Raw genomic sequence first — 26,375 nt, 5'->3', positions numbered from 1 at the left:
TGTTTCCCCTGCTGGCATGGTCGCCCGTGGCTCGTCGCGTCAGCTCCGGTCCTGTGAGGTAGTCGGAGAGAGCGTCCGAATGGTTCCCGAGAATTCGACAGACCAGCAGGCGGCCGCGGTCAGTGCTGGTCGGACCCGCCCCTGCGCAGCGGATCACCGTCCGCACGCCCCGCCGCGGCAAGGAACGCGTTGTAGCGGGCGAGGTCGTCCTCCTCGCCGGTGGCGTCGGCCCGGTCGGCGGCCCGGTCGAGGCGGGCCTGTTCGCGCTGGTCGGCGCGGATCCACTGACGAATGAGGACGATCATGACGACGGCGGCGGGCAGCTCGCCGAAGGCCCAGGCGATGCCGGCGCCGAGCTTCTGGTCGGTCAGCAGCGACGACGCCCACGTGGGGTGCACGGCGGTGTACCAGTCGGGAGCGATCAGGGTGGTGGTCTGCATGAGGACCAGCCCGAAGAAGCCGTGCGCCATCATCGACGCCAGATGGAGGACCACGAGTAGGGGATGCGGGAGGCGTCGGCGGCCCGGGTCGACGCCGATGAGCACCCAGAACAACAGGTAGCCGGCGATCACGAAGTGGGTGAGCATCGCCAGGTGTCCGAGGTGGGAGCGCATCAGGACGCCGAGCAGGTTGCTGAAGTAGAGGCCGAACAGGCTGGCGGTGTAGATGCCGAGCGCGACGAGCGGGTGCGTGAGCAGCTTCGTGACGCGGCTGTGCACCAGGATCAGCAGCCACTCCCGGGCACCGCGTACCTGCGGATCGGTTGGTCGGCGAAGGGCGCGTAGGGCGAGGGTGACCGGTGCGCCGCCGACCAGCAGGATCGGCACCAGCATGGACAGCACCATGTGTTGGGCCATGTGCGCGCTGAACAGCACGTACGCGTAGCGGGCGACGCCGAGGTTGGTGGTCGCGGCGAGCAGCAGCAGTCCGCCCACCCAGCTCGCCGTCCGGGCGACCGGCCAACCATGCCCTGCGGAATGCATCCGTCGCACGCCGGCCAGATATCCACCGATGCCGAGGACGCAGAGGGTCAGGAAGAACATGTCCGGTAGCGGCTGCCCGAGCAGGTTGCCCGGGGTGGGTGCGCTGGGCATCGGGAACCCGAGTAGATCGGTGATCGGATCGGCGTCGACACCCGAGTCGGGGATGGGCGTGGGGCTGCGCGACAGCGCCACCGCCAGCCCCACTGTCGCAGCGAACACGATCAGTTCCCCGGCGGCCAGTCGGCCGAACGCCCACCGCCGCCCGGCCCGCAGCGCGGGCAGGGTCCGGGACCGGTGTGCCGCGCCGAGCGCGCCGAGGATCAGCAGCGCGGCGAGTTTGCCGAGCACCAGCCAGCCGTAGCGGGACTGCCAGAGTTGCTCCACGGCGCCGAGACGGACGGCGGCGTTGGCGGCTCCGCTCACCGTCACGGCGACGAAGCAACCCAGCGCGAGGCGGCTGTACCGGACGGCGGCGTCGGCCAGCAGTCGGCTGCGCCGCACCATCAACAGGGCGGCGAGACCGCCGACCCACACCGTGGCAGCGAGAACGTGCAGGGCCAGGCTGGTCACCGCGATCTGGTGGTTGCCCGCCCCGGCGGCGTGACCGGTGAACGCCGGAGGTAGCACCGCCACCAGCGCCAGGGTCGTGACCGTCGCGGCAAGCCCTCGGGACACTCCGACGCGCGCCAGCAGCGCCACGGTCAGCGCCAGCCCGGCCTGCAGCATCAGCGACTGCCCTTGGGAGATCGTGGTGGCGAAGCTGACGACCGTCGCGGGCTTGAGCGTCTCCAGAGGTTGCCCCAGCAGGTCGGAGACCGTCAGCACCATCAGCGTCAGCGCTGCGGTCGCCCAACCCAGCGCGGCCAGGCCAGCCCGCCGCAGAAGCAGGTAACCGTGGGGCGAGACGCTGCCTCCGTCGCCGGGCAGCAGGAACGCGGCGGTCACCAGCATGCCGACGGCGCCGGTGGCGAGGCCGTCGCAGAGCAGCCGGATGAACGGTAGCGCCCAGGTGGTGGCTGGTCCCGCGTCCGGCAGGCCGGGTATCGCGTCGGTGAGGGCACCGCCGACCCGGAGTCCGAGCAGCAGCACAGCGACCCCGGACGCGCAGATGGCCGCCACGCTCAACCAGCCGAACGCGGCGGATCCGGCGCGGTGGGCATTGGACCGGGACGGTCCGGTGGGTAGGGCGACCGGCCCCGCTGACGTCGCGACGGTGGTCCGGGCGTTACCGCGATCGTCGGCGGCGGACGGCCGGGAATCTGTGTGGGACACGTGTGGACCTTGACCTGTGAAGTGATGAAGTGACGCGCTCCCGGAAGAGCGGTCCGGTCACTGACGCCTCGCCCGCCGCCACAGCAGCCCGGCGCTCACGGCGACGAGGACGGCGAGTACGGCGCCGGCGACGAGGATGCCCACATTCGGGCCGCTGCCGGATTCCACCGGGGAGGCCGCGGGCGCAGCGTCGGATGTGTTGACGATCGGCGCGGCGCTGGAGTTCGGGTCGGCCACGGTGAACGGGTACGACCCCTGCACCGGGTGCCCGTCGGTGGAGACGACCCGATAGGCGACGGTGTACGTGCCATTGGGTAGCGCTTCGGTGAGCTGGACCGATCCCTTGGCGCCGCCGACGACCGGGTCGCCGGTGGGAACCTTCCGTTTGGCGGCGTCGGTGAGCACGATGGTGGTGAACGTCGGGTCGAGCCGCTCGACGAATTCGAGCACGATCTCGGTCGGCGCACTGGCCAGCGTCGACTCCTGGACCGGCGTCGCCGACCGCAGCGTGTTGTGCGCCCACGCCGGGCTGGCCGGGAGGAGCAGTGCCACGACGACGGCGAGCACGGCTGCGCCGAGCCGGACGACGGTGGGCCGGGACGACGGTACGGTCACGACGAGACTCCAGTCGGCGCGGTTCATCCGAGCACCTGCTCCCCGACCCATCCTCCTGGTTGGCAGCCGGGCGGGATGGCGAAGACGGCGGAGCCGATCGGGGTGGTCCACTCGTTGAGCAGGTCCCGCTCGGCCAGCCGGCGCTGGATCGGCAGGAACTGCCGGGCGATGTCCGCCTGGTACGAGGTGAAGATCAGGCCGGCGTCGGCGTGGCCTTCACTGTTCGGGACCCCGTCGTAGTTGTAGGGCCGGCGCAGGATCTTCAACCGGTCGTCGGTGACGTGCGCGCGGTTCATGTGGGAGAAGTCGGGGATGACGGTGAGCCCGTCCGGCCCGGTGGCGGCGAAGTCGGGCTCGTCGTGTTCGGCTTTGCCGGTGAGCGGGGCGCCGGTGTCGAGCCGCCGGCCGACGGCGAGTTCCCGGTCGGTGCGGCCGAGCAGGTCCCAGGTCTCCATGTTCATGCTGATCCGGCGTAGCACCAGGGTGGTGCTGTCGCGCAGCCACGCCGGGCCGTCCGGCACCCAGACGGCGGAGTCCATCGGCGCCCCCGGCCGCGGGTTGGCGGTGCCGTCGAGTTGACCGAACAGGTTGCGTTGGGTGTGGCCGCCCGGCTCGACGCCGGGGCTGCGCCGGAAGCCCTGCTGCACCCACCGGACGGTGGCGAACGGCCGGCTGTCCTTGATCAGGACTCGCTGCGCGTGCGCGACCGTGATCGCGTCGTCCGCACAGATCTGCAGCAGCAGGTCACCGCCGGACCAGGCCGGTTGGAGGCGGTCGATGCGGAACGCGGGTAGGTCGCTGAGCGATGCTGGCCTTCGGTCGTCGACGCGGGCGGCACGGTAGAGGCCGGGGCCGAAGCCGAAGGTCACGGTCAGCCGGGCGGGCAGCAGCCCGAGTTCGGCCTCGGTGTCGGCCAGGGCCGGCTTCCCCTGGGTGAGCCGGGCGGCGTCGTCGGTGAGCAGCCGCAGCAGCCGGCCCAGCGCGGCCCGGTCCGTGCCGGTGCGCAGGGTGAGCGCCACGAACGAGGCGTGTGCCTGCGGTTCGGTGGCCACCCCGGCCTGCCGAACGCCGTGAAACGGCTCGACCAGAGCGCCGACGGTCGCCACCGGCGTCGTGTCGGCGGTGGCCACCGAGGGTGGTCCGGTCTCCCCAGCGCGGGCTGCGGCAACCGCGGCGCCACCGGCCAGTACCCCGCCGGCGGCCAGAGCCCCGCCGGTGAGCAGGCCACGCCTGCTCACCGGCCGGACAGGTGGCGTTCCGGTCACGATGCCGGGCTCATGCTCATCTCCGGCGTGGCGCTCATGCTGGGCATCGGCTGGCCGTGCCCGGGGGCGTAGCTCTCCTGCGCGCCGGTGAACGGCTTGGCCACCGCGGTGAACTGCTGGGTCTTACCGTCGGCGAAGGTCAGCGTGAAGCTCAACTCGTCACCGGCCTGCACAGGCTTGGCGAGGTTCATCAGCATCAGGTGGTCACCGCCGGGCTCCAGCGCGTGCGTGCTCTTCGCCTTGATCACGATGCCGCCCTGCTTGGCCTGCATGACCATCGTGCCGTCCTTCATGGTCATCTCGTGCAACTCCATCGGCGACACCGACGTCGTGGCACCGGTGACGGTGACATCCGTGTCGCCGTCGTTGACCAGGGTCCCGAAGGCCGCCGTCATCCCCTTGTCGGCCGCCTTCACCCACGGGTCACGGATCGTGACCACACCGGCGGCGGCGCTCGCCGACACCGACGGGCTCGATTCCGCGGCCGACGGCGAGTCGGACGAACCGCACCCGGCGGCACCGAACGCCACGAGCGCAGCGACGGTGGGCAGGATGACGGCCGCGCGTCGGCGCGATCCGAAGGGACTGATGGTGCGCATGAATCATCCTCCGATGGTTGTTGCTGCTTGGTTGGTCGGTTGCCGCAGCCGGAAAGTTCCGGGCTGGCACGTAATCGCCGTCACCCCACTCCCTGTCGGTGCGACGGCACCCCGGCGTAGCGGTTACGCGTTCGGGCAGGTCAGGCTGCTGATCGGTCACTGACCTGTGCGGTGCCAGGGTGCGGTGGTGCCAGTCGCAGCCCGGGCGGGGTGGCTGGCGGATCGTCGCCGGCGGCGAGGTGCCACGCTGGGCGTTCGGTCCGGCCCTGCGTCGGCGGGCCGTCGAGGCGCCGCCTGGTCCGCGACAACGCGACGACGATCAGGTAGCCGGCGAGCAGGAAGCCGTGGCTGACCAGCCGGGAGGGCTCTACCCGACCGGTCAACAGGTCATTGACCGAGAGCAGTAGCAGGGTGCCGACGAAGGCACTCAGTGTCGGCAACAGTCCGGCGGGAGGCGTACGCCGGGCCGCGACGAAGAGGAAGCCGGCGCCGACGGCGATGTTCCAGGCGGCGGCCTCGTGCCACAGGTGTCCAGAGCTGAGGGTGCCGATGGGGTCGTGGGCGTGCGTGGCGGACGGGCCGCGACCGATCTGCGCCAAGCCCAGCACCAGCTGAAGAGCGCCGATGAGAGCGAGCCCGGCCCGCATGGCCAACACGAGCCGGTATCGCAGTCGTCGAGGGGTGGGGAGTGTGGCCAGGATGACGTGGCTGAGGTCGGGCACGGGTGCGCTCAGCCTGAGCCGAGTGCGCCGGGTCACCGCCGCGGCTTGGTCGTACCACCGCCGGCAGGCCGCGCAACCATCCAGGTGAGCCTCCGCCCGGGCTTGTTCGGCGGGGGTCTCCTCGCCGTCCAACTGCGCCGACAGGATCTCACGCCACTGCTCGCACCCCATGTACCGGTAGTCGGTCGAGTGGGGGCCCTGGTTCCCAGGACAATCCGCGATGTGGCGTCGTCGCGTTGGTTGCTGTCAGCTGGCGGCCTTGCCGTGCTGTCGCCGCACCGGCTGAGGGTTCGCGTTGACCGCGACGACCAGGTCTTCCCGGGCTCGGGCGACCCGGGAGCGGATGGTGCCGACCGGGCACCCGCACACCTCGGCGGTCTCGGCGTAGGACAGGCCGAGGATCTGGGTCGCCACGAACGCTTCGCGTCGGTCCGGTGCCAGCGAGGACAGGAGATCGTCGAGTACGACCGCACCGTCGAAGGTGCTGCCCCGCGCATCGGGGGCGTCGTGCCAGTCCGACAGGTGGGTGGTGCGGGGACGCCTCGTCACCGCGCGGATGTGATCTACCGTGACCTTGCGGGCGATGCCGAGCAGCCAGGTCCGTGCCGACGAGCGCGCGGCGAATGACGGCAACGAGCGCATCGCCCGCAGATACGTCTCCTGGGTCAGGTCGTCGGCCTCGGCAGGGCTGACCAGGTTGGCGACGAACCGCCAGACGTACTGCTGCGTCGCCCGGACGAAGCGGGTGGCCGCTTCCTGGTCGCCCCGGCCCGCCGCGAGAGCCGAAGCGGTGATCTCGGCATCGTCGTCGACCACCTGGTACCTCCGTGTCCGGTTGTGCCGGCGTGCTGAACACCACGACCCGATCAGGGGTTGACGACGTTGTCGTAGGTTCCGGATGAGCCTACGTCACCGCTGCCCTTATCGATACGGATGAACTCGTTCAGTGGATCAATATGTGGCGGCTGTCGTCGTATGCTGCTCCACCGTCTCGCCAGATCTCAGGTGCGCCGGCCGCCAGCGGAACAGGCGCAGGCTGTTGAGAACGACGAGCACGCTGGAGCAGGCCATTGCGGCGGCGGCGAGCATTGGGGTGACCAGCCCGACGGCGGCCAGCGGGATCATCAGGCTGTTGTAGGCGAACGCCCAGAACAGGTTCATCTTGATGGTGTGCAGGGTCGCCCGGGCCAGGGTCAGCGCGTCGACCACGGCGGTAAGGTCCACGGTGCCCGCGTGAGCGCGGACGATCGTCACGTCACTGGCCTCGATGGCGATGTCGCTGCCGGTCGCGATCGCCAACCCGAGGTCGGCTTCGGCGAGAGCGGCCGCGTCGTTGACGCCATCGCCGACCATGGCCACCGTCGCGCCCTCACCGCGCAACCGCCGCACCGTGGCAGCTTTGACCTCCGGAGTGACCCCGGCAATGATCTCCGTCAGTCCTACCTGCGCGGCCACATTGCCCGCCGCCGCGGCGGTGTCACCGGTCAACAGGACCGGGCGCAGCCCGAGCGCCCGCAGCCGCCGCACGGTGGGCTCGGCGGACTCACGCACCGTGTCGGCCACGGTGATCCACCCCCGCAGCTGGCCGCCCCAGGCCACGTAGACGACCGTGTCCACGGTGTCCGTCACCTCGGCCACGTCGATGCCGTCGAGCGCCAGGAGCCGGGTGTTTCCGACGGTGACGCGGACCCGGTCGACGGTGCCCCGGGCCCCTAGCCCCGCCTCGGCGTGGAAATCGTCGGCCTGTGGCAGGTCCGGCCCGAGCTCGGCCCCGGCGGCGATCACGATGGCGTGGGCGATCGGGTGTTCGGAGCACGTCTCGACGGCGGCGGTCACGCGCAGCAGGTCGTCTCTGGGTACACCCGAGACGGGATGCACGCCGGTGACCCGCATCCGGCCGGTGGTCAGGGTGCCGGTCTTGTCGAGCACGATGGTGTCGATGCGACGGGCCGACTCCAGCGCCGCCACCCCACGGATCAAGATGCCCAGTTGCGCGCCCCGACCGGTGCCCACGAGCAGGGCGGTGGGCGTGGCCAGGCCGAGAGCGCACGGACAGGCGACGATCAGCACCGCCACGGCCACCCCGACCGCCGCCGCGGTGGAGGCCAGGACAAGCCACCCGGCGAAGGTGGCCAGGGCGATCACCAAGACGAACGGGACGAAGATCCCCGCGACCTCGTCAGCGAGGCGCTGAATCCGGGCCTTGCCCGCCTGGGCCTCGGTCACCAGGCGGGTGATCTGCGCGAGGCGGGTGTCGGCGCCGACCCGACTCGCCCGCACGACGAGCCGACCTCCGGTGTTCACGGTGGCTCCGGTCACCGCCGAACCCGGACCCACCTCGACCGGGACGCTTTCTCCGGTGAGGAAGGCGACGTCGACCGCGCTGGCGCCGGTCTCGACCACGCCGTCGGTGGCGATCTTCTCGCCGGGACGCACCACGAACAGGTCGCCGACGCGCAGGTCGCTGATCGGGGTACGCCGTTCGGCGCCGTTGGCGTCGAGGACGGCGACGTCCTTGGCGCCCAACTCGGCCAGCGAGCGTACGGCCGAACCGGCCCGGTGGCGGCCCCGGGCCTCGAGCCAGCGGCCGGCCAGCAGGAACGTCACCAGGGCGGCGCCGACCTCGAAGTACAGCGGATGGTCGTGCCCGGAGAACCAGGACAGGCTCATCCGCAGGTCCGGTCGTCCGGCGGGGGTGCCCAGCAGCGCCCACAGGCTCCACAGGTAGGAGACCACTGCGCCGAGGGAGACCAGCGTGTCCATCGTGGCAGCGACCTGGCGGGCGTTGACGAGCGCCGCCCGATGAAACGGCCAACCCGCCCAACCGACGATCGGTGCCGTCAGCGCGGCGACGACCCACTGCCAGTACGGGAACTGGATGGCTGGTGTCATCGACAGCGTCAGCACCGGGGCGGCGAGCGCGGCCGCGGCGAGCAGCCGTCGTCGGGTGTTGGTGGTCGTCGGGTCGACGCTGTCGTCGGTGCCGGTCGGGGGCGCCGGCGGTCGGGCGGTGTAGCCCATCGCGGTCACCGTGGCTACCAGATCCGGCACCGGAACAGCCGGGGTGTGCTCCACCGTGGCGGTGGCGGTGGCGAAGTTGACCGTCGCCCGTACGCCGTCGATCCGGTTGAGTTTGCGCTCGATGCGGTTGGCGCAGGCAGCGCAGGTCATGCCCCCGATCGCGAGCGAGGTGAGCAGCGGATCGACGGTGGTGGTCATACGAGCGCGCCCGCCAGCTCGAAGCCGGCCTCGTCCACCGCCCGTTGCACCTCGACCAGAGGCAGGGCCTCGGCGCTCTGAACGGTGACACTGCCCGCCGCGAGATCGACATCGACGCTCTGGACGCCCGGCAGTGAGCCGAGCTCGGTGGTGACGGACTGGGCGCAGTGCCCGCAGGTCATACCCCGAACCTGGTACGTGGATTGCACGATTACCTCTTTCGACTCAGCCGGACCCGCACGCTGTGCGGTGGAAGATGGAGGTGACACCCTGCCCCGGTGTCGACCCTGGGTGGCACACCGCGGATGCTCCTGCGGTGGCGTGTCCCGGCTCCGCACCATGGTACGCGGGAAATGTCGACGCGGTTCAGTGGATCGTGCCCATTCGCGCGACATCCCATCGAGAACCAGCAGCGTCTCTCGGCGTAACGAGCCGCGCTGGACGTCCCGCCCTCGGGTCGCGAGAGCGGGACGTCCAGCACGTGGCCGTAACAGCGGGCGGTGGACGCGCACGCCATCCGGGTCCGGTGCGGGTGGTGGCTGCGCGCGTACGAGCGGAGGCGCCGCGCCTTGGTGCTGCGCCCAGTCTCGCAAGGGGCGCCCGAAGGGCGGTGGCGGGCCGCCCAGCACGGGGTCGTCGCAGTGCTGGGCAGCAAACTAGGCCGAGGTGACGTTGTCCAGTGCGCCCGATCGGGCGAGGCCGACGATGTCGCTGAGCTGGTCGCCGCTGAGCCGGATCGCGTTGCCGAAATCATCGGTGATGACGACACGCTGCTCGGCTGGCGCCTCGGGGTCGATGTAGAGCTCGGGGCATCCGCAGTTGCAGTTGCCGCACAGGGTGAGCACGTGAACCAGGCCGTCGGCTGCCACGGGATCCTCCACTCGTCGGGCGTTGCTGGCCACGCTAGAGCCGACCGGCTCGGCTGCGCAGGCCCGGCGGGGCGTTTACTGGCTGGTGGCTATCCCCGTCGAAGCGGGAACCCGGTGGCAGTGCTGTCCGACTATCCCTGGATGTCGGGCGGGCTACCGCCGGGGCCTGCCGAGCGTCCGATTGAGCAGACCCAGCAGCAGCGCCGCCGCACCGAGGACGACACCGGCCACGGCGACGGCCAGCGCCACCCCCGCTGGCCGGTCGGCCACGGCCGCCGTCGTCGGGGCGCCCGCGACCGGCATGCCGTGTTCGTCGACGCCGGTGGCCGCCGCCTTGTCCAGGCGCAGAACGATGGCCGGGTTCTCCGGCTCGGGGCCGCCGGGCGTCGGCTCCTCGATCCACCGGGAGACCACGCCGTCGGCGTAGGTCTGGAGGGCCTTGAACACGATCCGATCGCCGGTGGTGGGCAACGGGCCGACGGACACGCTGAACTCCTGGTACTGCGTGCCGTCGATGGCGTCCGCAGCGGTCGATGCCGTCCAGGTGACTGAGGTGATCGCCTCGGTGACGGTCGCCGAGCCGACCTTGACCGGTGTGGCGAGAGGGCCGTCCTCGACAGTCGCGCGCCAGCCGGCGAGCTTGTGGACCGCCGCCGAGGTGATCGGCGTGGCCTCGGGCATCACGATGCGTACGCTTGTCGTCGCCGCCTCGGCGCGTTCGTTCGGCACCCGGAAGGTCAGGGTGGTGAATCCGCCCGGTGCAGCCTGGGCCGGGCTCACCGAGACGTGGGCCTGCGCTGGGCCGACCGGCGCCAGCGCGATCGCCGCTCCCACGAGCAACGCCAGGGCGACCCGAGTGGGGACGTGTCGCATCACGTGTCTCCTTCTGCTGGCCAGCGGTGGCGTCGCCCCGGCATCTGCGCTGGCTGTCGCACGCGGTCCATCATCTCGCGGATGCCATTGCGGGGCGTGCCAGGGGTGCGCCAGCCGATATGGCCGTCGGGTCGCAGCAGGAGACCACCGTCGTCGCGCAGGCCGCACCGGTCGAGGAAGGCCGCCAGAGTGGACTGTGGCAGCGCGTCGTCGAGGGCGTGCACGGTCAGTGGGAATTCGGCGAGCCGCGCCTGCTCGACCGCGATCGGAACCCAGGCCGCCGCAGGACCTGCGAGCAGTGTGAGACCGTCACCGGTCACCAGGTCGAGCGTGGATCGGGTCTGCTCTTCGTCGAGCCAGATGTGGGGGAGTCGGTGCCCTGGTCGGCCGGTGGGGACGTAGTCGGCGACCGGATCCCCCGGGGGTGGGGGCGCGCCGTCGGTGATGACGGCGGCGGAGGCGTAGTGATATCCCAGGACGAGTCCTTCGCTGGGCCGGCCCCGCGGCGGCGCACCGGTACGCTGCGCGTCGATGGTGTCGACCAGGCGCCGGTGGCTCTCGGCGGCGCTGGCCAGAGCGACCGGTCGGCGTTCGGGTTCGTAGGTGTCGAGCAGCTCCGGGGCTGCCCAGCCGTGGTGGACGGCGGCGAGCTTCCACGCCAGGTTGTCGGCGTCGGCGATGCCGCAGTTCATGCCGAAGCCCCCGTACGGGGTGGTGACGTGGGCGGCGTCACCGGCCAGGAAGACGGGGCCGTGCCGGAACCGTTCGGCGACCTGGGCCGCGGCGTGCCACACCTGCCGGCCGACCACGGTGACCGTGAGGTCGGGCAGGCCGGCGGCGGTGCGGACCAGCCCGACGCAGTCGGCGTCGTCGAGCCTGTCGAGGTCGACCTCGTCACCGTCGGCGACGAGGTTGAACAGCCACCGGTGCTGGTTGTCGACGGCGAGGAACGCGCCGTGCAGGCCGGGTTGGGTGATCGTGTAGACCGCGCACGGCCGGTCGGCGATCTGCTGGCCGAGGTCGGCGTCGAACAGGATGTTCAGGTTGCGGGAAACACCGGACGGGCCGGCCATCGCGATGCCGAGTCGTCCACGAATACCGCTACGGGCCCCGTCCGCGGCGACGAGATACCGCGCGCGCAGCCGCTCGTGGTGACCGCCGGCGGACAACTCGACGGTGACTCCGTCGCGGTCGACGGTGAGATCGACGAGTTCGGTGCCGAACCGGATCCGGCCGGGCTGGAGCCGTTGCGCGTGCGCGAGTAGCAGCGGTTCGAGGCGGTCCTGTGAGCAGAGCAGGGTGTAGGTGGGGCTGGGCACCGGCGGCCGAGACGCGGGGCCGGTGACGATGCGGGTGCCGCACGGGTCGGTGAGAGTGCGGCCGCTGTAGAAGGCCAGGTGCTCGCGCGGCAGGCCAGCAGCCGTGATCTCCTTCTCCAGTCCCCACGAACGGAAGATCTCCATGCTGCGGATGCTCAGCGCCCTGCCCTTGGGGAAAGCGGCGGTGTCGGGGTGCTGCTCGACCAGGACAGCCGGGACACCGAGCTGGCCAAGGCGGCCGGCCAGGCTCAACCCGACGGGGCCGCCGCCGACCACGAGCACGGGGATCATCACGTCTCCTACGGCAGGGCCGGTGGGGGTGCGACCGCCGCACCCCCACCGGCCGGACCAACCGGCGTCGCTCAGGGTTTGAGCGCCGCGGTCAGTCGTTCAGTGTTGGTCTTGAAAACCCCGAGTAGATCCAGGTCGGAGCCGGGGTAGTTGACGATGTCGACGCGGGTGGCGCCGGGGATGTCGGGGTTCGCGCCGGGCAGGTGGGCGTTGGCCAGCACCAGGGCCGGCTTCTTGGCGGTCAGATCGGCGAGCTGACTCGGGCTCACCGGCTGCGGCCCGTACGTGCCCGCCACGGTGATCCCGGCGAACTCGGCCCAGTACGCCATGAACAGGTGCGACACCGCGGTCGGCGCCGGGTTGGGCAGGGCGGCCTTCGCCTGGGCGGACAGCTTCGCGTACTCGGTGGTGAAGGTGGAGTTCCAGGCGGTCGCCGCGTCGGCGGTGCCGAACAGGCCGGCCAACCGGGTCACCTCCGAGGTGACCTTGCCGGGGGTGTTCTCCAACTGCACGGGGACGAGCTTGCCGGACCCTCCCGCGGCGTCCTTCAGCTTCGCGGCGAAGCCGTCGAACTCGGCGTACAGGATGTAGTCGGCGCCGGCGACGGCGGCGAGGTCGCTGGGCTTGGGGTCGTAGTCCGGCGGGTGCTGCACGTTGGCCGGGGCGACCACGGTGATGTCGGTGGCCCCGGCGGCCTTGGCCAGTGCGCCGACCCAGCTGGTGGAGGCGACCACCTTCGGCCCCTTCGCCCCCGACGTCGCGCTGGTGCCCGGTGCCGGGCCGTCAGTGCTGCCACATCCGCTGGCCAGCAGGGACAGGGTCGCCACCGCGCTCAGCGCGGCGGCCCGGAACAATCGCATCACGTGCTCCTTCAGGAATCAGATAGGTGAGCAGGGTCAACGCCCCCGCCACCAGGACCAGGACGGGACCGGGTGGCTGGTCGATCAGCAGGGCGACGGCGAACCCGGCGGTGTTGCCGACCACGCCGAGGGCCACCGCCCAGAGCACCATCGACCGCAGCGATCGGCCGAGGTTGCGGGCGCCCAGCGCGGGAAGGATGGTCAGCGCGTCGACGAGCAGCGCTCCGGTCAGCCGGATCGACGCGCCGATCGACACGGCGACGACCACGAGCAGTGCCAGTAGCAGCGGCCCGGCGGCGACACCGGAGCAGAGCGCCACCTCGCGGTCGAACAGGAGCAGCGCCAGTTGCCGGCGCCACCGCCAGAACAGCACGTGCACCACCACGGTCAGCACGCCCAGGATGATCAGGTCGATCTCGCGGGTGGCCAGGATCGACCCCCAGAGCAGCTCGAACGCACCGGTGGCGTTGACCCCGGACACCGACAGCACGAGCAGGGCGGCGGCGATCGCGAAGGTCATCAGCAGACCCATCGCCCCGGGCAGGCCGGTCGGCCGACGGGCGAGGGGCGCGACACCGGCACCGGCGAGAGCGCACGCGACCAGCCCGCAGAGCACGGGGTCGAGGCCGGCGAGCAGGCCGACGGCGATGCCGAGCAACGCCACGTGCATCATCGCGAACCGCACGGCGATGATGTCCAGGCCGATGATGAACACGCCGACGATCGGGAGGCCGACGGCGGCGATCAGCAGGCCGATCGCGGAGCGCTGCACAGCCGGCAGGGCGAGCAGGTCGAGGAAGCCGTCCACGGGTCAGATCACCCGCAGCTTCCCGGCGGCCATCTCGGCCACCCGGTCACAGGCGCGGGTCATCGCCCGGTCGTGCGACACCACGATCACCGTGATCGGGAGCTTCGCCAGCAGTGTGGCGACCTGCTCCTGACCGTCGAAGTCCAGTGCGGCGGTCGGTTCGTCGGCGAACAGTGCCCGGGCTCCGGCGGCGACCGCGCCGAGTGCACGGGCCAGGAACACCCGCTGCAACTGACCGCCGGAGAGGGTGTGCAGCGGCCGGTGCCCGAGCCCACCGACGTCGAGCTGGTCGGCGGCCTCGCCGGCCGCGTCCGGGTGCCCGCCGCTGTCCAGTAACTCGTCGACCAGCAGCGGGAAGCGGCCCGGTGCGAGGCGCTGCGGCACCCAGGCCACGTCCCGCCGGCGCCGCGCCCACTCCACACCGCTGCGCGCCGACTGTGCGCCGACGGTGATCGTGCCACCGGCGGTGGGATGCAGGCCGAGCGCGGCCCGCAGCAGCGTCGTCTTGCCGGAACCGTTCGCCCCGGTGAGGGCCACGTGTTCGCCGGCGGCCACGTCGAGGTCGACCGCGTCGACCGCGGTACGCCGGCCGTAGCGGCAGGTGACCCCCGTGAAGGTGACGGCGGCGGTCACCCGTCCTGCCCGGCGAGTCGCTCACGCAGCCACCGCTTGTCGACCTTGCCGGCGGCGGACAGGGGCAGCGTGTCGAGTACGGCGAGGCGCTCGGGAAGCTTGGCGTGCTCCAGCCCGTGCGTGTCGGTGAGATAGCCGGCCAGCTCGGTGAGCGTCGGGGCGTCGGCCCCGTCCCGCACGGCGATGCAGGCCGCCATCCGTTCGCCCATCAGCCGGTCGGGGACACCGACGCAGGCAACCTGCCGCACCGCCGGATGTTGGGCGATGAGCAGCTCCACCTCGACCGGGGAGAGGTTCCGTCCGCCCCGAATGACGATCTCGTTGCGCCGGCCGACCACGTGCAGGAATCCGTCGGCGTCGACGCGGCCGAGGTCACCGGTGCGTACCCAACCGCCCTCGACCCGGTACCGGTCGTCGAACTCCGGGTCGACGTAACAGAGCGGGCTCATCGGGCCGAGGCCCCAGATCTCGCCGACCTCGCCGGGCGCGACGTCGGTGTCGTCGTCGCCGACGATCCGTACGGTTGCCACCGCCGGGTTGGGTCGGCCCACCGCGTCGTGCACGGCGGCCGGCGGGTCGAGGGGATCCGTGGTGCAGTTGACCCCGTCGGCGGAGCCATAACAGTTGACGAACGCCGCGCCGAAGCGCTCCCGGCAGGCCCGAACGGTGGCCGGGTCGACCCGTGACCCACCGGCCACCACCGCCCGCAGCGACGCGGTGTTCGTCGTCGCCACGCGGGGGTGGTCGAGCATCATCGTGAACATCGTCGGCACCCCGAACACCAGCGACGGTTGGTGCGTGTCGATCAACTCCAGGGCGTGGCCGGCGTCGAAGCGGGACTGCACGAGCAGGGTGCCGCCGTGCCGGGCGATCGTCACCGCGCTGCCCGAGGAGCCGAAGGAAGAGGCGAGGGGCACCAGGAACAGGTTGCGCATCGGCTCGTCACTCTGGTGCAGTGCGCCGATGAACGCACCACGTCCGCCGGCCAGGGCGTCGTGCGAGTAGACGATCATCTTCGGGGCGGCCTCGGAACCGGAGGAGACGAGGATCCGCGCGGGCGCCGACGCCGCCGTGGCAACCGGCGTCGCCAGCGGCGACCCGTCGGCCAGCCAGCCCTCCAGGCTGTCCGGACCGTCGAGCCCGGCCACCAGCACGGTACGCAGGTCCGGCAGTTCCGGTCGCAGTGTCTCCAGGGTGTCGGCGTAGTGGTGGTCACCCACCTTGTGCGCGACGACCGCGACGGCGGCCCGGGAGCGGCGCAGCAGGGTCAGCGTGTCGCGACGGCCCCGCCCGACGGGGTACGGCAGGACGACCGCGCCGATCGCGGCGGCGGCCAGGTCCACCACTACCGGTCGCCACCCGTTGGGCAGCTGCACCGCGATCACCTCACCGGGCGCCACCCCGGCGCGCTGCAGCGCGCCGGCCAGCCGCAGCGCCGCGGCCTGTAGTTGTGCGTACGTGGTCTCGCCGTCGTCGTCGATCACCGCCGCCCGGTCCGGATGAGCTGCGGCGTGCTCGGCGAACAGGTCGTACAGGGTGCGGCCGGGGTAGTGACCGGTGCGCGACCACCAGTCACGCAGCGGAGCGGGGACGAGGTCGCGCACGGGTAGGACGGTCATGACGTGAACCTCCACGGTGGGCGGACGAAGGCGCAGCCGTCGAACTCGACCAGACCGGTCGTCGCCGGATCGTCGGCCAGCTCACCCGGGTCAGGGCACACCCGCACCGACGACACCCCCACCGCCGCGAGGCGGCTCACCGCCTGATCGGTGGTGAGGGTGACCGGGTCACCGAGGGTGGCTTCCGCGACCAGGGGGTCGCCGCCGGCGGCGAGCATGATGTGCCCGTCGGTGACCGGCACCGGCATGTCCCACCGGCTCCACGTTGGCCGCACCGTGGGCAGAGGCGCCTGCAGGACCCCGGCCGCCGACAGCAACGAGGTGTCCACCCGCTGCCCGCGGCGGTCTCGCTGACGGGCGACAAGCGCCGCCAGCACACCTTCGGCGCAGACCAGCCCGCCCAGGACGTCCAACAGCGTCATCAACGAACCGGCGTGCGGCTCCCCGGCCGGCCGCAGTTGTTCGCCGAGTCCGCTGTAAGCCTGAGCGACGAAGTCGGTGCCCGGCGGCGCGTCCGCCCCGCGCGCGTCACCCCAGCCCGAGGCGTACGCGTACACCAGGCCGGGGTTGCTCGCGGTGAAATCGGCGGAGTCGAGGCCGAACTCGGCGGCTTTGCCCGGCGCCCAGTTGTGCAGGAAGACGTGCGCCCCGTCGACCAGGTCCCGCACCGTCGAACGGCCGGAGGCCGAGCGCAGATCCACCTCGACGATCCGCTTGGCGCGGTTGAGCGCCAGGAAACGGGCCGAGCAGTCGCCGACCATCGGCGGCATCCCGCGAAGCGGGTCGCCCCCGGCCGGCTCCACCCGGGTCACCTCGGCGCCGAGCAGGCGCAGCACGTGACCGGCGAGAGGCCCCTGGATGCGACGGCCGGCCTCGACCACCCGCAGTCCGTGCAGCGGAAGCCGTCCGGCCGGCAACGTCGGCAGATCGCCGGCGGGGAGGCCGGCGCTGATCTGCCACGGCGCACCGAACCGTCCGTCCGCGTCGACGTCCTCGCGGCGGGCGGTGAGGCCGCGGACCTCCTGCACGGCCACGCCGGCCGCCTGCGCGCTGCGGCGCAGATCGACGAACGGTGTCCGGCGGGTGATCTCGTGCAGGGCGGGTGGGATCGGCGCGGCGGCGGTGGCGTAGCGCAGCACGAAGGCCCGCCAGCCTCGCGCCACGTCGCCGGGTGCCGCGCCGAGCGAGGTCCACCAGCGGCGCCAGGGCTCCGGATCCAGGGTCTCCACCTCGAAGACGACCCCGTCGAGGGCGGTGAACGGCGGTGGCACGCCGGGCTCGCTCACCTCGCCGGTGTCGTCGCTGTCCTCGGCGCTACCAGCCGCGAGGTACTGCGAGACCGTGAGCATCGCCGCCCCGGCCACGCTCACCCGTACCGACCCAGGGCGCTGCCCGCGCGATCCGGCCAGCAGAGCGGCCAACGCGCCCTGCGCCGTGACCACACCGGCCACTGTGGACACATATGGCACGCCGAGGCGTGCGGGAGTTCCGATGGCCCGACCGTGCACGGCCATCAGCCCCAGGGCGGCCTGGGCGGTCACCTCGTCCAACTGGCGGCCGGTGAGGTCCCGCCAATCGGTGTGCACGTCGATGGCGTCGACACGTAGCGGACCACCGTCGAGGTGGTTCGCACCCAGCAGGGAGAGGTGCTCGACGACGACCGCGTCCGCCGCTGTCACGGCATCGCCGCGAACGCGTGTCCCGCTGAGCGGCAGGGCGTCGACCTGCCCGTCCACCACCAAATCGCTACGCACCGGCGTCACCGCCATGCGCTACGTTGATCGCCCGCATACCTCAATAGTCGTGACACACGTCGAGGTAGTTCCCATGACCTTCGGGAGTTTGCCGATGACCGACACAGCGGCGGTCCGCACCGATCTGGCCGCCAGCGTCAGCGCGTTCATAGCCGAGCGGGTCATCCCCGTCGAGCCGCTCCTGCTCGCCGGGGGCTCACCCGCCGTACAGGCCATGACGGCCCTGAACGCTGACGCGCGCGGGGCCGGACTCTGGGCCCTGCCGCTCCCGGCGCACCTCGGCGGACGCGGTCTCGACCTCGGTGCCTACGCGCCACTGGCCGAGGTGGAGGGACGATCCGACTTCGGACCCAGCGCGCTCGGCTCGGACCTGCTGCTCGACGCGCTCATGCTCGACCGGCACGCCACCGCGACGGTCCGGGACCGCTATCTGCTGCCGATGATCAGCGGCCCGGGTGGGCCGAGTTTCGCCATGACCGAACCGGGCGTCGCCGGCTCGGACCCGTCCGCCCTGGGCACCACCGCCACGCGAGACGGCGACACCTGGCGGGTCAGCGGCCGCAAATGGTTCACCTCCCGCGCCGCCACCGCCGCCTTCACCACCGTCGTCTGCCGCACCGCGCCAGACGCCGACAACCGCAACGCCTTCTCCCTGCTGGTGGTGCCCACCGACGTTGCCGGCTACCGCATCGTGCGGGAACTGCCCGTTCTCGGCGCCGGCGGCCAGTACGAGATCGCCCTCGACGACGTTCGTGTTCCCGCCGATCACCTCCTCGGCGAGCCAGGCCAAGGGCTCCACATCGTCGGGGAGCGACTCGCGCTCGGCCGGACCCTGCGCTGCCTACGCTGGCTCGGCCAGGCGCAACGCGCCCATGACCTCATGCTGACCCGGCTGACCACCCGCCACGCCCACGGTGGCCCCCTTTCCGAGCAGCAGCTCCTGCACGGCCTCGTCTTCGACAGTCACGCCGACCTCGCCGCCGCCCGTGCGCTCACCCACGCCGCGGTCGACGCGCTCACCAACGGCGGCGACACCCGCATCGCCGTCGGCACCGCCAAAGTGGTCACCGCCCGCGCCCTCTGCGCCATCGTCGACCGGGCCACCCAGGTGCACGGCGCCGAAGGACTCACCGACGACACCCCGCTACCGATGCTGGCCCGCACCGCCCGCGCGGCCCGGATCCTCGACGGCCCCGACGAGCTGCACATCACCACCGTGGCCCGCCGCCTACTCCGCCGAGGGCACTGACCACTACCAGGGATGCTCCCGCACCCGGCGGGTGAGCACGGCGAGGACGGCAGCCAGAAAATAGCTTCCCCAGACCAGCTCGTGCCGGACGGCGACACCGCCGGCGAGGTCATAGCAGCCGCCTCGCAGCACTCCGTCACCGTCGAGGTGATGACCCACCACGTCGCTCACGATCGCACGGGCCGTCGCACCCCAGGCATCGTCGGCGGTCACCTCGGACAGGGTGAGCAGGCCGGCCGCAGCGATCACCGCCGCCGAGGTGTCCACCGGCGATGCAGGTCGCCCGAGCACCGCAACCGGCACCTGCTGCCCGAACCGCGCAAGCCACCAGCGAGCCACCCGACAGCCCGCATCGGTGAAGCCGCCGCCCCACCGGCGCGCGGCCACCGCCACGCCCAACAGACCCCACGCCTGCCCCCGCGCCCAACCATCCGAGAACTCGGCCCCGCCGACCGGCATGCCGTCGGGGCTCAGGACCGCCTCCGGGCGTATGCCGCCGTCAGCGCCCACCAGCAGTTCGACGTGCCGTTCGACATGGGTTCGGGCCAGGCTGTCCAGGTCGTGTGCGCCCGCGTCAGCGGCCATCGCGAGCAGCGACACGGTCCCCGCCAACGCGTCCACGCCCGCCCGGGGGGTCGGACCCGCACCGAACGCACCACCCACCGGCACCAACCCCAGTCCAGGGTCGAAGCTGTCGGCCAGCGCGGCGGCCCCGTCGCGGGCGACCCGCCCGGCGAGCACGTCCCCGCACAGCCGGTGGCCCTGGCCCGCGCCGTACCAGAACGTCATCCCCCGGGTCACCGTGTCATCACCCGCCCGGGGGGCGAGTCGAAGCGTCCAACGCCGAGCGGTGTTCCGGTCCGCGGGCAGCCCGGTCACGGCGGCCCTGAGCCACCACCACCCGGCCCAGAAACCACCTGTCCACGACCCGCGACGTGTCGACACCCAGTCACCGGAGTCCGGATCCGCGTACAGCGGAAACCGGTCGCCCACCTGCGCGGCGACGACCGTCACCCGCCCCAGCAACGCATCCAACGCGGCGCGCAGGTCACCGTCGTTCACGCCGCGACCTTCGGCTGGGCGCTGGCGGAGCGCACCCGCATCGCGAGCAACGCCGTGCCGGCGAACACCGCCGCGACCACCAGCCACGCCGCCCCCCACCCGCCGGCGTCGGCGCACCAACCGACGGCGGTCGGCCCGACGACGAAGCCGCCGAAGAAACCCACCGACACCAGCCCTGACGCCTGCCCCAGGGCCTTGCCTCGACGCAGCACCATCAGCATCGACAGCGCGTTCGCCGCCGTCGCCGATCCGCCGACCACCACCGCGCCGATCCAGACCAGACCGGCCCAGACATGATCCGCCGAGAGCACCAGCAGGATCCCGACGACTGCCGCCGCAGCCAGCCCTGCCAGGGCAACGGTCACCTCCGCAGTCCGGTCAGCCCAGCGGCCCCACCACACGCGGGCCAGCAGACCCGTCACGCCGAACGCGGCGAGCAGAGCTCCGCCCGTACCCGTGCCCAGGCCCAGCCGCTGGGTCGCGTAGAGCGGAAGGTAGGTGTTCACCGCCGCCAGCCCGGTGCCCAGCAACAGCGAGAACGCCACCAACCAGGCCAACCAACCGGTCGGTGCCGACAGCCGCCACCATGAGCCGGCCGCTACCCGGCGCGCGACAGTCGGAACCGACCACCACACCGCGATCACCGTCGCCAGCGGGACCAACGCCGACACCCGCAACGCCACCCGCCAGTCGGCCAGAGCAGCCACCGCCGGCAGTACGAGCCCGCACGTGAACGCCGCCAACTGCACCCCCGCCTGCTTCACCCCGATGGCGCTACCCCGACGCTGCGGCGGAACCGCGCCGGAGACCAACACATTCGTCGCCGGATTGGCCAGTGCCTGCCCCACGCCCGCCACCGCCACCGCCACCAGAAGCCACCCGTAACCGGGCGCCGCGGACGCGCCGAGCAGGGCCACCAGCACGGCCACGCACATCGCCAGAAGTCCCCGCCGCGCTCCACCCAGGTCGATCAGGTGCCCGGCGATGAGAGACACCACCGCCGCGACCGCGAAGGACACCGTCACCACGGCACCCACCGCCGTTCGGGACAGACCCAGGTCGGCAACCAGGAACGGGGCCAACGCCGATGTGGCGTACAGCGCCGTCATCGACGTGGCCATCGCCGCCGTCGCCACACCCGTCGGAGCCCACCACCGCTCAGCCGTCATCACACGCCCCGTTCCGGTCTGACACCACGTCCGTCGAGTATCAGTCGGGCGACGGCAGACGCCAGTTCCCGTAGCCGCAAGAAGTGTCGACCAGTGCCTGCTCGGGATACACGAGAGTCTGGCCGACGTCGCCCCCGTCGACGACCCGGCGGCCCGTACGTCGACTGTCGCCCGTTGGGTCGTGGCGCGATCACGGGAGCTGCCGCAGGGTCGTTCGTCAGATGCAGGGGGTGCCACGCGCTGTCGGAGTGGACGCGGCTTGGTCGTGCCTGGTAGGCAGGCGGGTGTGCGGATCGTCTCACTGCTGCCGGCGGCCACGGACATCGTGGCCATGCTCGGCCTGACCGGGTATCTGGTCGGCCGCACGCACGAGTGTGACTGGCCGCCGGGGGACCTGGCCGGTGTTCCGGTGGTGACCGGAACGTCTCTGCCCGAGGCGTTGACGAGCCGGGAGATCTCAGCGGCGATCGCCGGCGACGCGCACCGAGGATCGTCGTTGTACCAGCTCGACGTGACGACGCTGGAGGACCTGAAGCCGGATCTGATCCTGACCCAGGACCTGTGCGACGTGTGCGCGGTCTCCTATGCCCGGGTGAATGACGCGGTTCGGTTGATCGACCTCGACACCAGGGTGGTGTCGCTGGAGGCGAGGACCATCGGCGGGATACTGGACACGGTCGGCGCCGTAGCCGCCCTGACCGGCACGACCGGCAGGGCGGCGGAGATCCGGGCGGACGCCGAGCGTCGTCTCGGCGCGCTGCCCGGCGCGCTGCCCGGCGCGCCTACGGTGCTGTTCGTCGAGTGGCTCGACCCGTTGATGCCGGGCGGGCACTGGGTGCCGGAGCAGATCACCCTCGGGGGTGGACGGCCTTTGCTGCTCGGCCCGGGGGCGCACAGCACCCCACATCAGTGGTCGGTGGTCGCCGACCTGGCTCCGGACGTGGTGGTGTTCGGGCCGTGTGGGTTCACGCCCGAACGGACCATCGACGAGCTGTCCGTGGCAGCCGGGCAACCCGGCTGGGTCGACCTGCCTGCGGTTCGTCGGGGCCAGGTGTGGGTGGTCGACGGGCCCGCCTACTTCAACCGCCCCGGCCCGAGGGTCGTCGACGGTGCGGAGATCCTCGCCGCCATCCTCGCCGGCCGCCCGGATTCCCGCGCTCGTCAGGTTTCCGCCGGCGTAGGTTGACGCCGCCTGGCCGACGCGGGCATCGTCGCACGCCAGGGTGGGGCGGCGGCGTGCCGCGCCGCCCCACCCTGCGCTCAGGTGAGCGTGCTTCGGACCTCGGCGGCGCCAGCGACGAGGCGGGCAGCACCTCGCCGAACTCGGAGTAGCACAGGTGGGTGTGGATCTGGGTAGCGTCGGCGACTCCGCTGGCGGCGAGCCGGAACGCCTCGCCCTGACCCTCCCGGGGGGCCGACGGCGGCGCACGTGGTGCGGGCAGGTCTTCGGACGCGCGGGCGTGACCGGGGCGAACCGATCTCCTACTGGCCGTCGCTTCCCAGACGCTCACGCGTCCAGTGCGTATTACGGCGGTCGTGCCCACTCACCGCTGCGGGGCAGTCGCGGTGTCGCACTGGGTGCCCTCTCACGACGTCGCACCGAGACGGTGCGGCGAACCAGCACTGCCGACCATCGTACGGCCGTGAGCTGATCCTCGGTGCCGCAGGCTTATCAGACCCTCGACACGACTCGACCGGTTTCGGGGCTCCTCGGCAGCGACGGCGCGCCAACCCAGGTCGCCGAGCTGGGCGAGATCGTCTGGGTGTTCCTCCGAACCCCTGTTTTAGGCCGAGTCCGAGTGGCCAGCACGCCGACGCCAGCGTCCGCGCCGACGTGCTCGACGTGCGCGGGCCGATCAAGTCACGTCCCCCGACGACATCCAGACCCTTGTTGCAAGATAATGGCAACAGCCAAACTAAGGCAGCACTGAGAGGAAGTATTCATGGCCGTGTACAACCTGCCCGACCTGCCCTACGACTACGGCGCACTCGAACCCGCCATGTCCGGCGAGATCCTGGAGCTGCACCACGACAAGCACCACGCCGCGTACGTCAAGGGCGCCAACGACGGGCTCGACCGGCTCGCCGAGGCCCGCGACAAGGGCGACTACGCGACGCTGGTCGGGTTGGAGAAGACGTTCGCGTTCAACCTGTCCGGGCACGTACTGCACTCGATCTTCTGGAACAACCTGTCCCCCGACGGCGGCGATCGTCCCGACGGTGAGTTGGCGGCGGCGATCGACGAGCACTTCGGCTCGTTCGACGGGTTCGCCGGTCAGTTGTCCGCGGCGACCAAGGGTGTGCAGGGTTCGGGTTGGGGTGTGCTGGCCTGGGAGCCGCTCAGCCAGCGGCTGATCGTGGAGCAGGTCTACGACCACCACGGCAATGTCGGACAGGGCTCCACCCCGATCCTGGTGTTCGACGCCTGGGAGCACGCCTACTACCTGCAGTACCGCAACGTCCGCCCGGACTACGTGGACCGGCTGTGGAACCTGGTCAACTGGACCGACGTGATCTCCCGCTTCGACGCCGCCCGCGCCGCCACCCCGAAGATCTGACCCGGGCGTGAGCGGGTACACCCCCGAGGCGGCCGAGATCGTCCAACGCGCCGCCGGGGTCATCGCCGCCAAGCATCGCGGTGATCTCGCCGGCGCGGAGGAACTGATGTCGGCGTTCAGCTCCGAGCAGGCCCGCACTCTCGGCTTTTACCTGCTGGCCGATCTCGCTCTGGGCCTGGTGAAGGCGCAGAGCGGCCAGTCGATGGACGACCTGGTCCGGGAGCTGTCCCTGCTCCTGGCCGAGACTGCCCAGTCCCCGCCAGCATGATGATCCGCTGGGTTCCGCCCACGGGCGGAACCCAGCGGGCAGCCGCAACGCCCACCGCCCAGCCAGAGGGTCCCGATGCGCCGAAAGATCGAACACCGTGTCGGGACTGTGGACGGGCAGCCGATGATCGTGCTGACAGCGGCCGACTTCGAGCGGCTCGACGCCGCCCGTCGGCAACTCGGTGCCAGTGAGGCCCAAGCGCATCAGCTTCGCCAGCAGTTGAAGGACACCCGACGTCGAGTAGCCCGCCTGGAGGGCCTGCTCGCGGCGTGCGCAAGCCTCGGGCTACCGGGCCCGGACGCAGGCCGTCGCTGTCCTCACCAGAGTGACGACCTGGTTAGTTGATCAACCCGATGTTCAGGTCGTGGTCTGTCCGGCGCACCGTTCGCGGTTCACCTCGTCATCCTCACCTGAGCGGCGGCGGACGGTTCGACCGGCGGATGGTCAGCGACGGCCGGGCCGCCGCTGACCATCGCGCTACCCGGCGCTCAGGCGCCGTAGCGCAGGTAGATCGTGTCGCCGACGGTCACGGTCGTGCCGCGGGTCGCGGTGACCGGGGAGCCGCCGTCGCGGGCGACCTTCCAGGTCGAGGAGCCGCTGTTGGCCAGGCCGTTGACAGCGGTGATGGTGCCGGTGCCGCTGGTCGGGTTGAGGGCCGTGACGCAGCCGCTCGGGGTGGCCGCGCCGACGGCGGCGTCCAGTACTGCGCCGAGGGTGGTGGTGGCGGCGGTCGGCGTCAGGGTGACCGCGCACGGCTTGATGCTGCCGCTGCCGTTGTCGATGATGACGGCGAGCCGGGTGGCGGTGCCGGCGGTGAATCCGCTCGCCGCGACCCAGGTGGGCGCGCCGGCGGTGACCGGCGTCGGGGGAGCGGCGGTGTAGCCGGCGCCGGCCAGGGCCCGCACCGCGTCGATGGAGGCGTACGCCGAGGGGGTGGTGTTGGTGGGCAGGTACTTGAACCCGCCGCCGGTCAGCTGCTGGGCCCGGAGGAAGTCGATCGGGGTCTTGCCGGCGGTGGTGGTGAAATCGGTGCCCTGGCTCGGGATGCCGCAGGCGTTGAGCCCGGAGACGGCCCAGGCGTTGGAGTCGGTGTTGACGCCGAACATGGAGGTGAAGGCGCCCGAGGCGTTGACGAGCTTGCTCTTGAGGAAGTTCTTCGCCTGGACGATGTCGGTGTCGGTGTTCGGCACCCCGGCGGCGCAGAGGGCGGCCATGGCCGCGCCGGTCATGTCGATGTCGCTGGCCGAGGCGAGTTGGGTGGGGTTGCCTTCGGCCTGGGTGAACGTCCAACCGCCGTCGTTGTGCTGGTTGTTGCGGATCCGGGTGACCGACAGGTTGAGCAGCGCCTGCGGTACGCGGGCGGCGCCGGTCTGGGTCTTCGCTCCGGCCAGGGCGAGGGTGGCGAAGATGGTTCCGTTGACGTTGGCCGGCGGGCCGTAGTAGCCGGCCGAGCCGGTCTGCCAGTAGGCGATGGTGTCGGCGATCAGGTTGCGGGCGGGGGAGACGCGAGCGGGGTCGATGCCGGCGGCGTAGGCGTTGAGCACCCCACGCTCGTAGTCGGTGACCACGGGCGTGGTGCTCGGCCAGGACGCGGCCGATAGCTGGTTGCGATAGACGGTGCGGGCGTTCTTGGTCGTGTCACCGCTGGGGTAGACGTCCACGGCCGCGACGCCGGCCGGGGCGAACGCGCTGAACGCCCACTCGTTCGACAACCCGCCGCTGGCGTAGCTGCCGTCGGCGGCCTGCAGGGTGCGCAGGTAGGCGACGCCGTTGGTCCTGGCGGTGGCGATCTGCGCCGCCGTCGAGGTCGCGGCGGCCGGTGCGGCACCGACCGTGACCGCGACGACGGTGGTGATCAGGGCGGCGGCGGGAACTGTCGCGAGTCGTCTCCGGCGGCTGCCGGAGGAAGGGCGCGAGGACATCGGGTCTCCTTGGGGTACGGGGCACGACTGCCTCGACCCGGAGCCCGGCAACGGAGCCGGCGGGAGCGGGGCGGGCCGGCCGCAGGGCGCGTGGGACGGATACCGCAGGTGCTGCGTCATCACGTGGGTAGTCGGGCTCGGGACGGCCAACCGTCCTCACCGTTGCGCGTCAGCCCCGGATTTCCACCGGGTTCCCCCACGCGATGACGCGGTCACGGTATGGGAGGAAGCCCCTACCGCGCGCTGTTAGGTACATGACACGTCTTCGCGTTGACGGGGTGGTGGCGGCTGTGGTCCGATGGCCCCGATCCAGCAGTCAGGGGAAGCCGGTCAAAGTCCGGCGCTGGCCCGCAGCCGTAGGTCCCGTTTTCGGGACGAGTCGGATTACCTGGCTGGATAGTGCACCGCAGCGCCGTCGAGGTACACGGCGCGGAGCAAGGGTTTCC

General features: G+C 71.7%; 24 protein-coding genes and 3 riboswitches. Of the genes, 4 read left to right on the top strand and 20 right to left on the bottom strand.

Going from position 1 to position 26,375, the window contains the following annotated elements:
- Positions 1-119: 119 nt before the first annotated feature.
- The 16 genes from O7614_RS22230 to O7614_RS22155 form a co-directional block, all read right to left on the bottom strand.
- On the bottom strand, positions 120-2,255 hold the full coding sequence (locus O7614_RS22230) for a cytochrome c oxidase assembly protein (protein WP_278140415.1): 2,136 nt from the start codon (positions 2,253-2,255) through the stop codon (positions 120-122).
- Positions 2,256-2,312: 57 nt separating this feature from the next.
- Entirely contained in the window at positions 2,313-2,897 is a 585-nt protein-coding gene (locus tag O7614_RS22225; RefSeq protein WP_278140414.1) for a copper resistance CopC family protein, read from the bottom strand.
- Entirely contained in the window at positions 2,894-4,135 is a 1,242-nt protein-coding gene (locus O7614_RS22220) for a Dyp-type peroxidase (protein WP_278140413.1), read from the bottom strand. Before O7614_RS22220 ends, O7614_RS22225 begins: the two co-directional genes overlap by 4 nt.
- Positions 4,132-4,734, bottom strand: coding sequence for a copper chaperone PCu(A)C (locus tag O7614_RS22215; protein ID WP_278140412.1), 603 nt, complete (start codon positions 4,732-4,734; stop codon positions 4,132-4,134). The genes O7614_RS22220 and O7614_RS22215 overlap by 4 nt, the downstream gene beginning before the upstream one ends.
- Positions 4,735-4,874: 140 nt before the next feature.
- Positions 4,875-5,627 carry a zf-HC2 domain-containing protein gene (locus O7614_RS22210; RefSeq protein WP_278140411.1) on the bottom strand — a complete coding sequence of 251 codons (753 nt, stop codon included), beginning with the start codon at positions 5,625-5,627 and terminating at the stop codon, positions 4,875-4,877.
- A 75-nt stretch (positions 5,628-5,702) separates the two neighbouring features.
- Positions 5,703-6,272, bottom strand: coding sequence for a sigma-70 family RNA polymerase sigma factor (locus O7614_RS22205; protein WP_278140410.1), 570 nt, complete (start codon positions 6,270-6,272; stop codon positions 5,703-5,705).
- A gap of 135 nt (positions 6,273-6,407) precedes the next feature.
- Complete coding sequence (locus tag O7614_RS22200) at positions 6,408-8,675, bottom strand: heavy metal translocating P-type ATPase (RefSeq protein WP_278140409.1); 2,268 nt, start codon at positions 8,673-8,675, stop codon at positions 6,408-6,410.
- Positions 8,672-8,887 carry a heavy metal-associated domain-containing protein gene (locus O7614_RS22195; RefSeq protein ID WP_278142331.1) on the bottom strand — a complete coding sequence of 72 codons (216 nt, stop codon included), beginning with the start codon at positions 8,885-8,887 and terminating at the stop codon, positions 8,672-8,674. Before O7614_RS22195 ends, O7614_RS22200 begins: the two co-directional genes overlap by 4 nt.
- 444 nt (positions 8,888-9,331) lie before the next feature.
- Positions 9,332-9,544 (bottom strand): hypothetical protein, encoded by a 213-nt coding sequence (locus O7614_RS22190; RefSeq protein WP_278140408.1) that lies wholly within the window; start codon positions 9,542-9,544, stop codon positions 9,332-9,334.
- Between the two features lie 153 nt (positions 9,545-9,697).
- Entirely contained in the window at positions 9,698-10,417 is a 720-nt protein-coding gene (locus O7614_RS22185; protein WP_278140407.1) for a YcnI family protein, read from the bottom strand.
- Positions 10,417-12,027: an FAD-dependent monooxygenase gene (locus O7614_RS22180; protein ID WP_278140406.1), complete on the bottom strand. Its 1,611-nt coding sequence runs from the start codon at positions 12,025-12,027 to the stop codon at positions 10,417-10,419. The genes O7614_RS22185 and O7614_RS22180 overlap by 1 nt, the downstream gene beginning before the upstream one ends.
- Before the next feature lie 71 nt (positions 12,028-12,098).
- Positions 12,099-12,887, bottom strand: coding sequence for a zinc ABC transporter substrate-binding protein (locus O7614_RS22175; protein ID WP_278140405.1), 789 nt, complete (start codon positions 12,885-12,887; stop codon positions 12,099-12,101).
- Complete coding sequence (locus O7614_RS22170; protein WP_278140404.1) at positions 12,811-13,695, bottom strand: metal ABC transporter permease; 885 nt, start codon at positions 13,693-13,695, stop codon at positions 12,811-12,813. Before O7614_RS22170 ends, O7614_RS22175 begins: the two co-directional genes overlap by 77 nt.
- Before the next feature lie 3 nt (positions 13,696-13,698).
- Positions 13,699-14,328: an ATP-binding cassette domain-containing protein gene (locus O7614_RS22165; protein WP_278140403.1), complete on the bottom strand. Its 630-nt coding sequence runs from the start codon at positions 14,326-14,328 to the stop codon at positions 13,699-13,701.
- Positions 14,325-15,947 (bottom strand): class I adenylate-forming enzyme family protein, encoded by a 1,623-nt coding sequence (locus O7614_RS22160; RefSeq protein WP_278140402.1) that lies wholly within the window; start codon positions 15,945-15,947, stop codon positions 14,325-14,327. Before O7614_RS22160 ends, O7614_RS22165 begins: the two co-directional genes overlap by 4 nt.
- A complete protein-coding gene (locus O7614_RS22155; protein WP_278140401.1) occupies positions 15,944-17,701 on the bottom strand; it encodes a CoA transferase in 1,758 nt (585 codons plus the stop codon). The genes O7614_RS22160 and O7614_RS22155 overlap by 4 nt, the downstream gene beginning before the upstream one ends.
- A 94-nt stretch (positions 17,702-17,795) precedes the next feature.
- On the opposite strand from O7614_RS22155, the gene O7614_RS22150 reads away from it, so the two are divergent.
- Positions 17,796-18,950 (top strand): acyl-CoA dehydrogenase family protein, encoded by a 1,155-nt coding sequence (locus tag O7614_RS22150; RefSeq protein WP_278140400.1) that lies wholly within the window; start codon positions 17,796-17,798, stop codon positions 18,948-18,950.
- 3 nt (positions 18,951-18,953) lie between these two features.
- Here the strand turns inward: O7614_RS22150 and O7614_RS22145 are convergent, their stop codons facing one another.
- Entirely contained in the window at positions 18,954-20,012 is a 1,059-nt protein-coding gene (locus O7614_RS22145; RefSeq protein WP_278140399.1) for a hypothetical protein, read from the bottom strand.
- Entirely contained in the window at positions 20,009-21,181 is a 1,173-nt protein-coding gene (locus tag O7614_RS22140) for an MFS transporter (RefSeq protein ID WP_278140398.1), read from the bottom strand. Before O7614_RS22140 ends, O7614_RS22145 begins: the two co-directional genes overlap by 4 nt.
- Before the next feature lie 286 nt (positions 21,182-21,467).
- Between O7614_RS22140 and O7614_RS22135 the strand changes: the two genes are divergently transcribed.
- The gene (locus O7614_RS22135; protein WP_278140397.1) at positions 21,468-22,367 is read left to right on the top strand and encodes an ABC transporter substrate-binding protein; all 900 of its coding nucleotides are present in this window, start codon (positions 21,468-21,470) and stop codon (positions 22,365-22,367) included.
- Here O7614_RS22135 and O7614_RS22130 read toward each other — a convergent pair.
- Positions 22,261-22,623, bottom strand: a complete 363-nt coding sequence (locus tag O7614_RS22130) for a hypothetical protein (RefSeq protein WP_278142330.1) — start codon at positions 22,621-22,623, stop codon at positions 22,261-22,263. The genes O7614_RS22135 and O7614_RS22130 overlap by 107 nt on opposite strands.
- Positions 22,601-22,818, bottom strand: a riboswitch (cobalamin riboswitch). Its footprint overlaps the gene before it by 23 nt.
- 306 nt (positions 22,819-23,124) lie before the next feature.
- Between O7614_RS22130 and O7614_RS22125 the strand changes: the two genes are divergently transcribed.
- Complete coding sequence (locus O7614_RS22125) at positions 23,125-23,739, top strand: superoxide dismutase (RefSeq protein WP_088988712.1); 615 nt, start codon at positions 23,125-23,127, stop codon at positions 23,737-23,739.
- A gap of 7 nt (positions 23,740-23,746) precedes the next feature.
- A complete protein-coding gene (locus O7614_RS22120) occupies positions 23,747-24,007 on the top strand; it encodes a superoxide dismutase (protein WP_278140396.1) in 261 nt (86 codons plus the stop codon).
- Positions 24,008-24,495: 488 nt separating this feature from the next.
- On the opposite strand, the gene O7614_RS22115 is transcribed toward O7614_RS22120, so the two are convergent.
- Positions 24,496-25,929, bottom strand: a complete 1,434-nt coding sequence (locus tag O7614_RS22115) for a hypothetical protein (protein WP_278140395.1) — start codon at positions 25,927-25,929, stop codon at positions 24,496-24,498.
- A gap of 104 nt (positions 25,930-26,033) precedes the next feature.
- Positions 26,034-26,156, bottom strand: a riboswitch (cobalamin riboswitch).
- A 42-nt stretch (positions 26,157-26,198) separates the two neighbouring features.
- Positions 26,199-26,340: riboswitch (cobalamin riboswitch) on the top strand.
- Positions 26,341-26,375 lie beyond the last annotated feature (35 nt).

Source organism: Micromonospora sp. WMMD961, from assembly GCF_029626145.1.
Classification (GTDB): domain Bacteria; phylum Actinomycetota; class Actinomycetes; order Mycobacteriales; family Micromonosporaceae; genus Micromonospora.
Note: the sequence above shows the minus strand (reverse complement) of the source record. Positions and strands in the feature narration are given on the sequence as shown.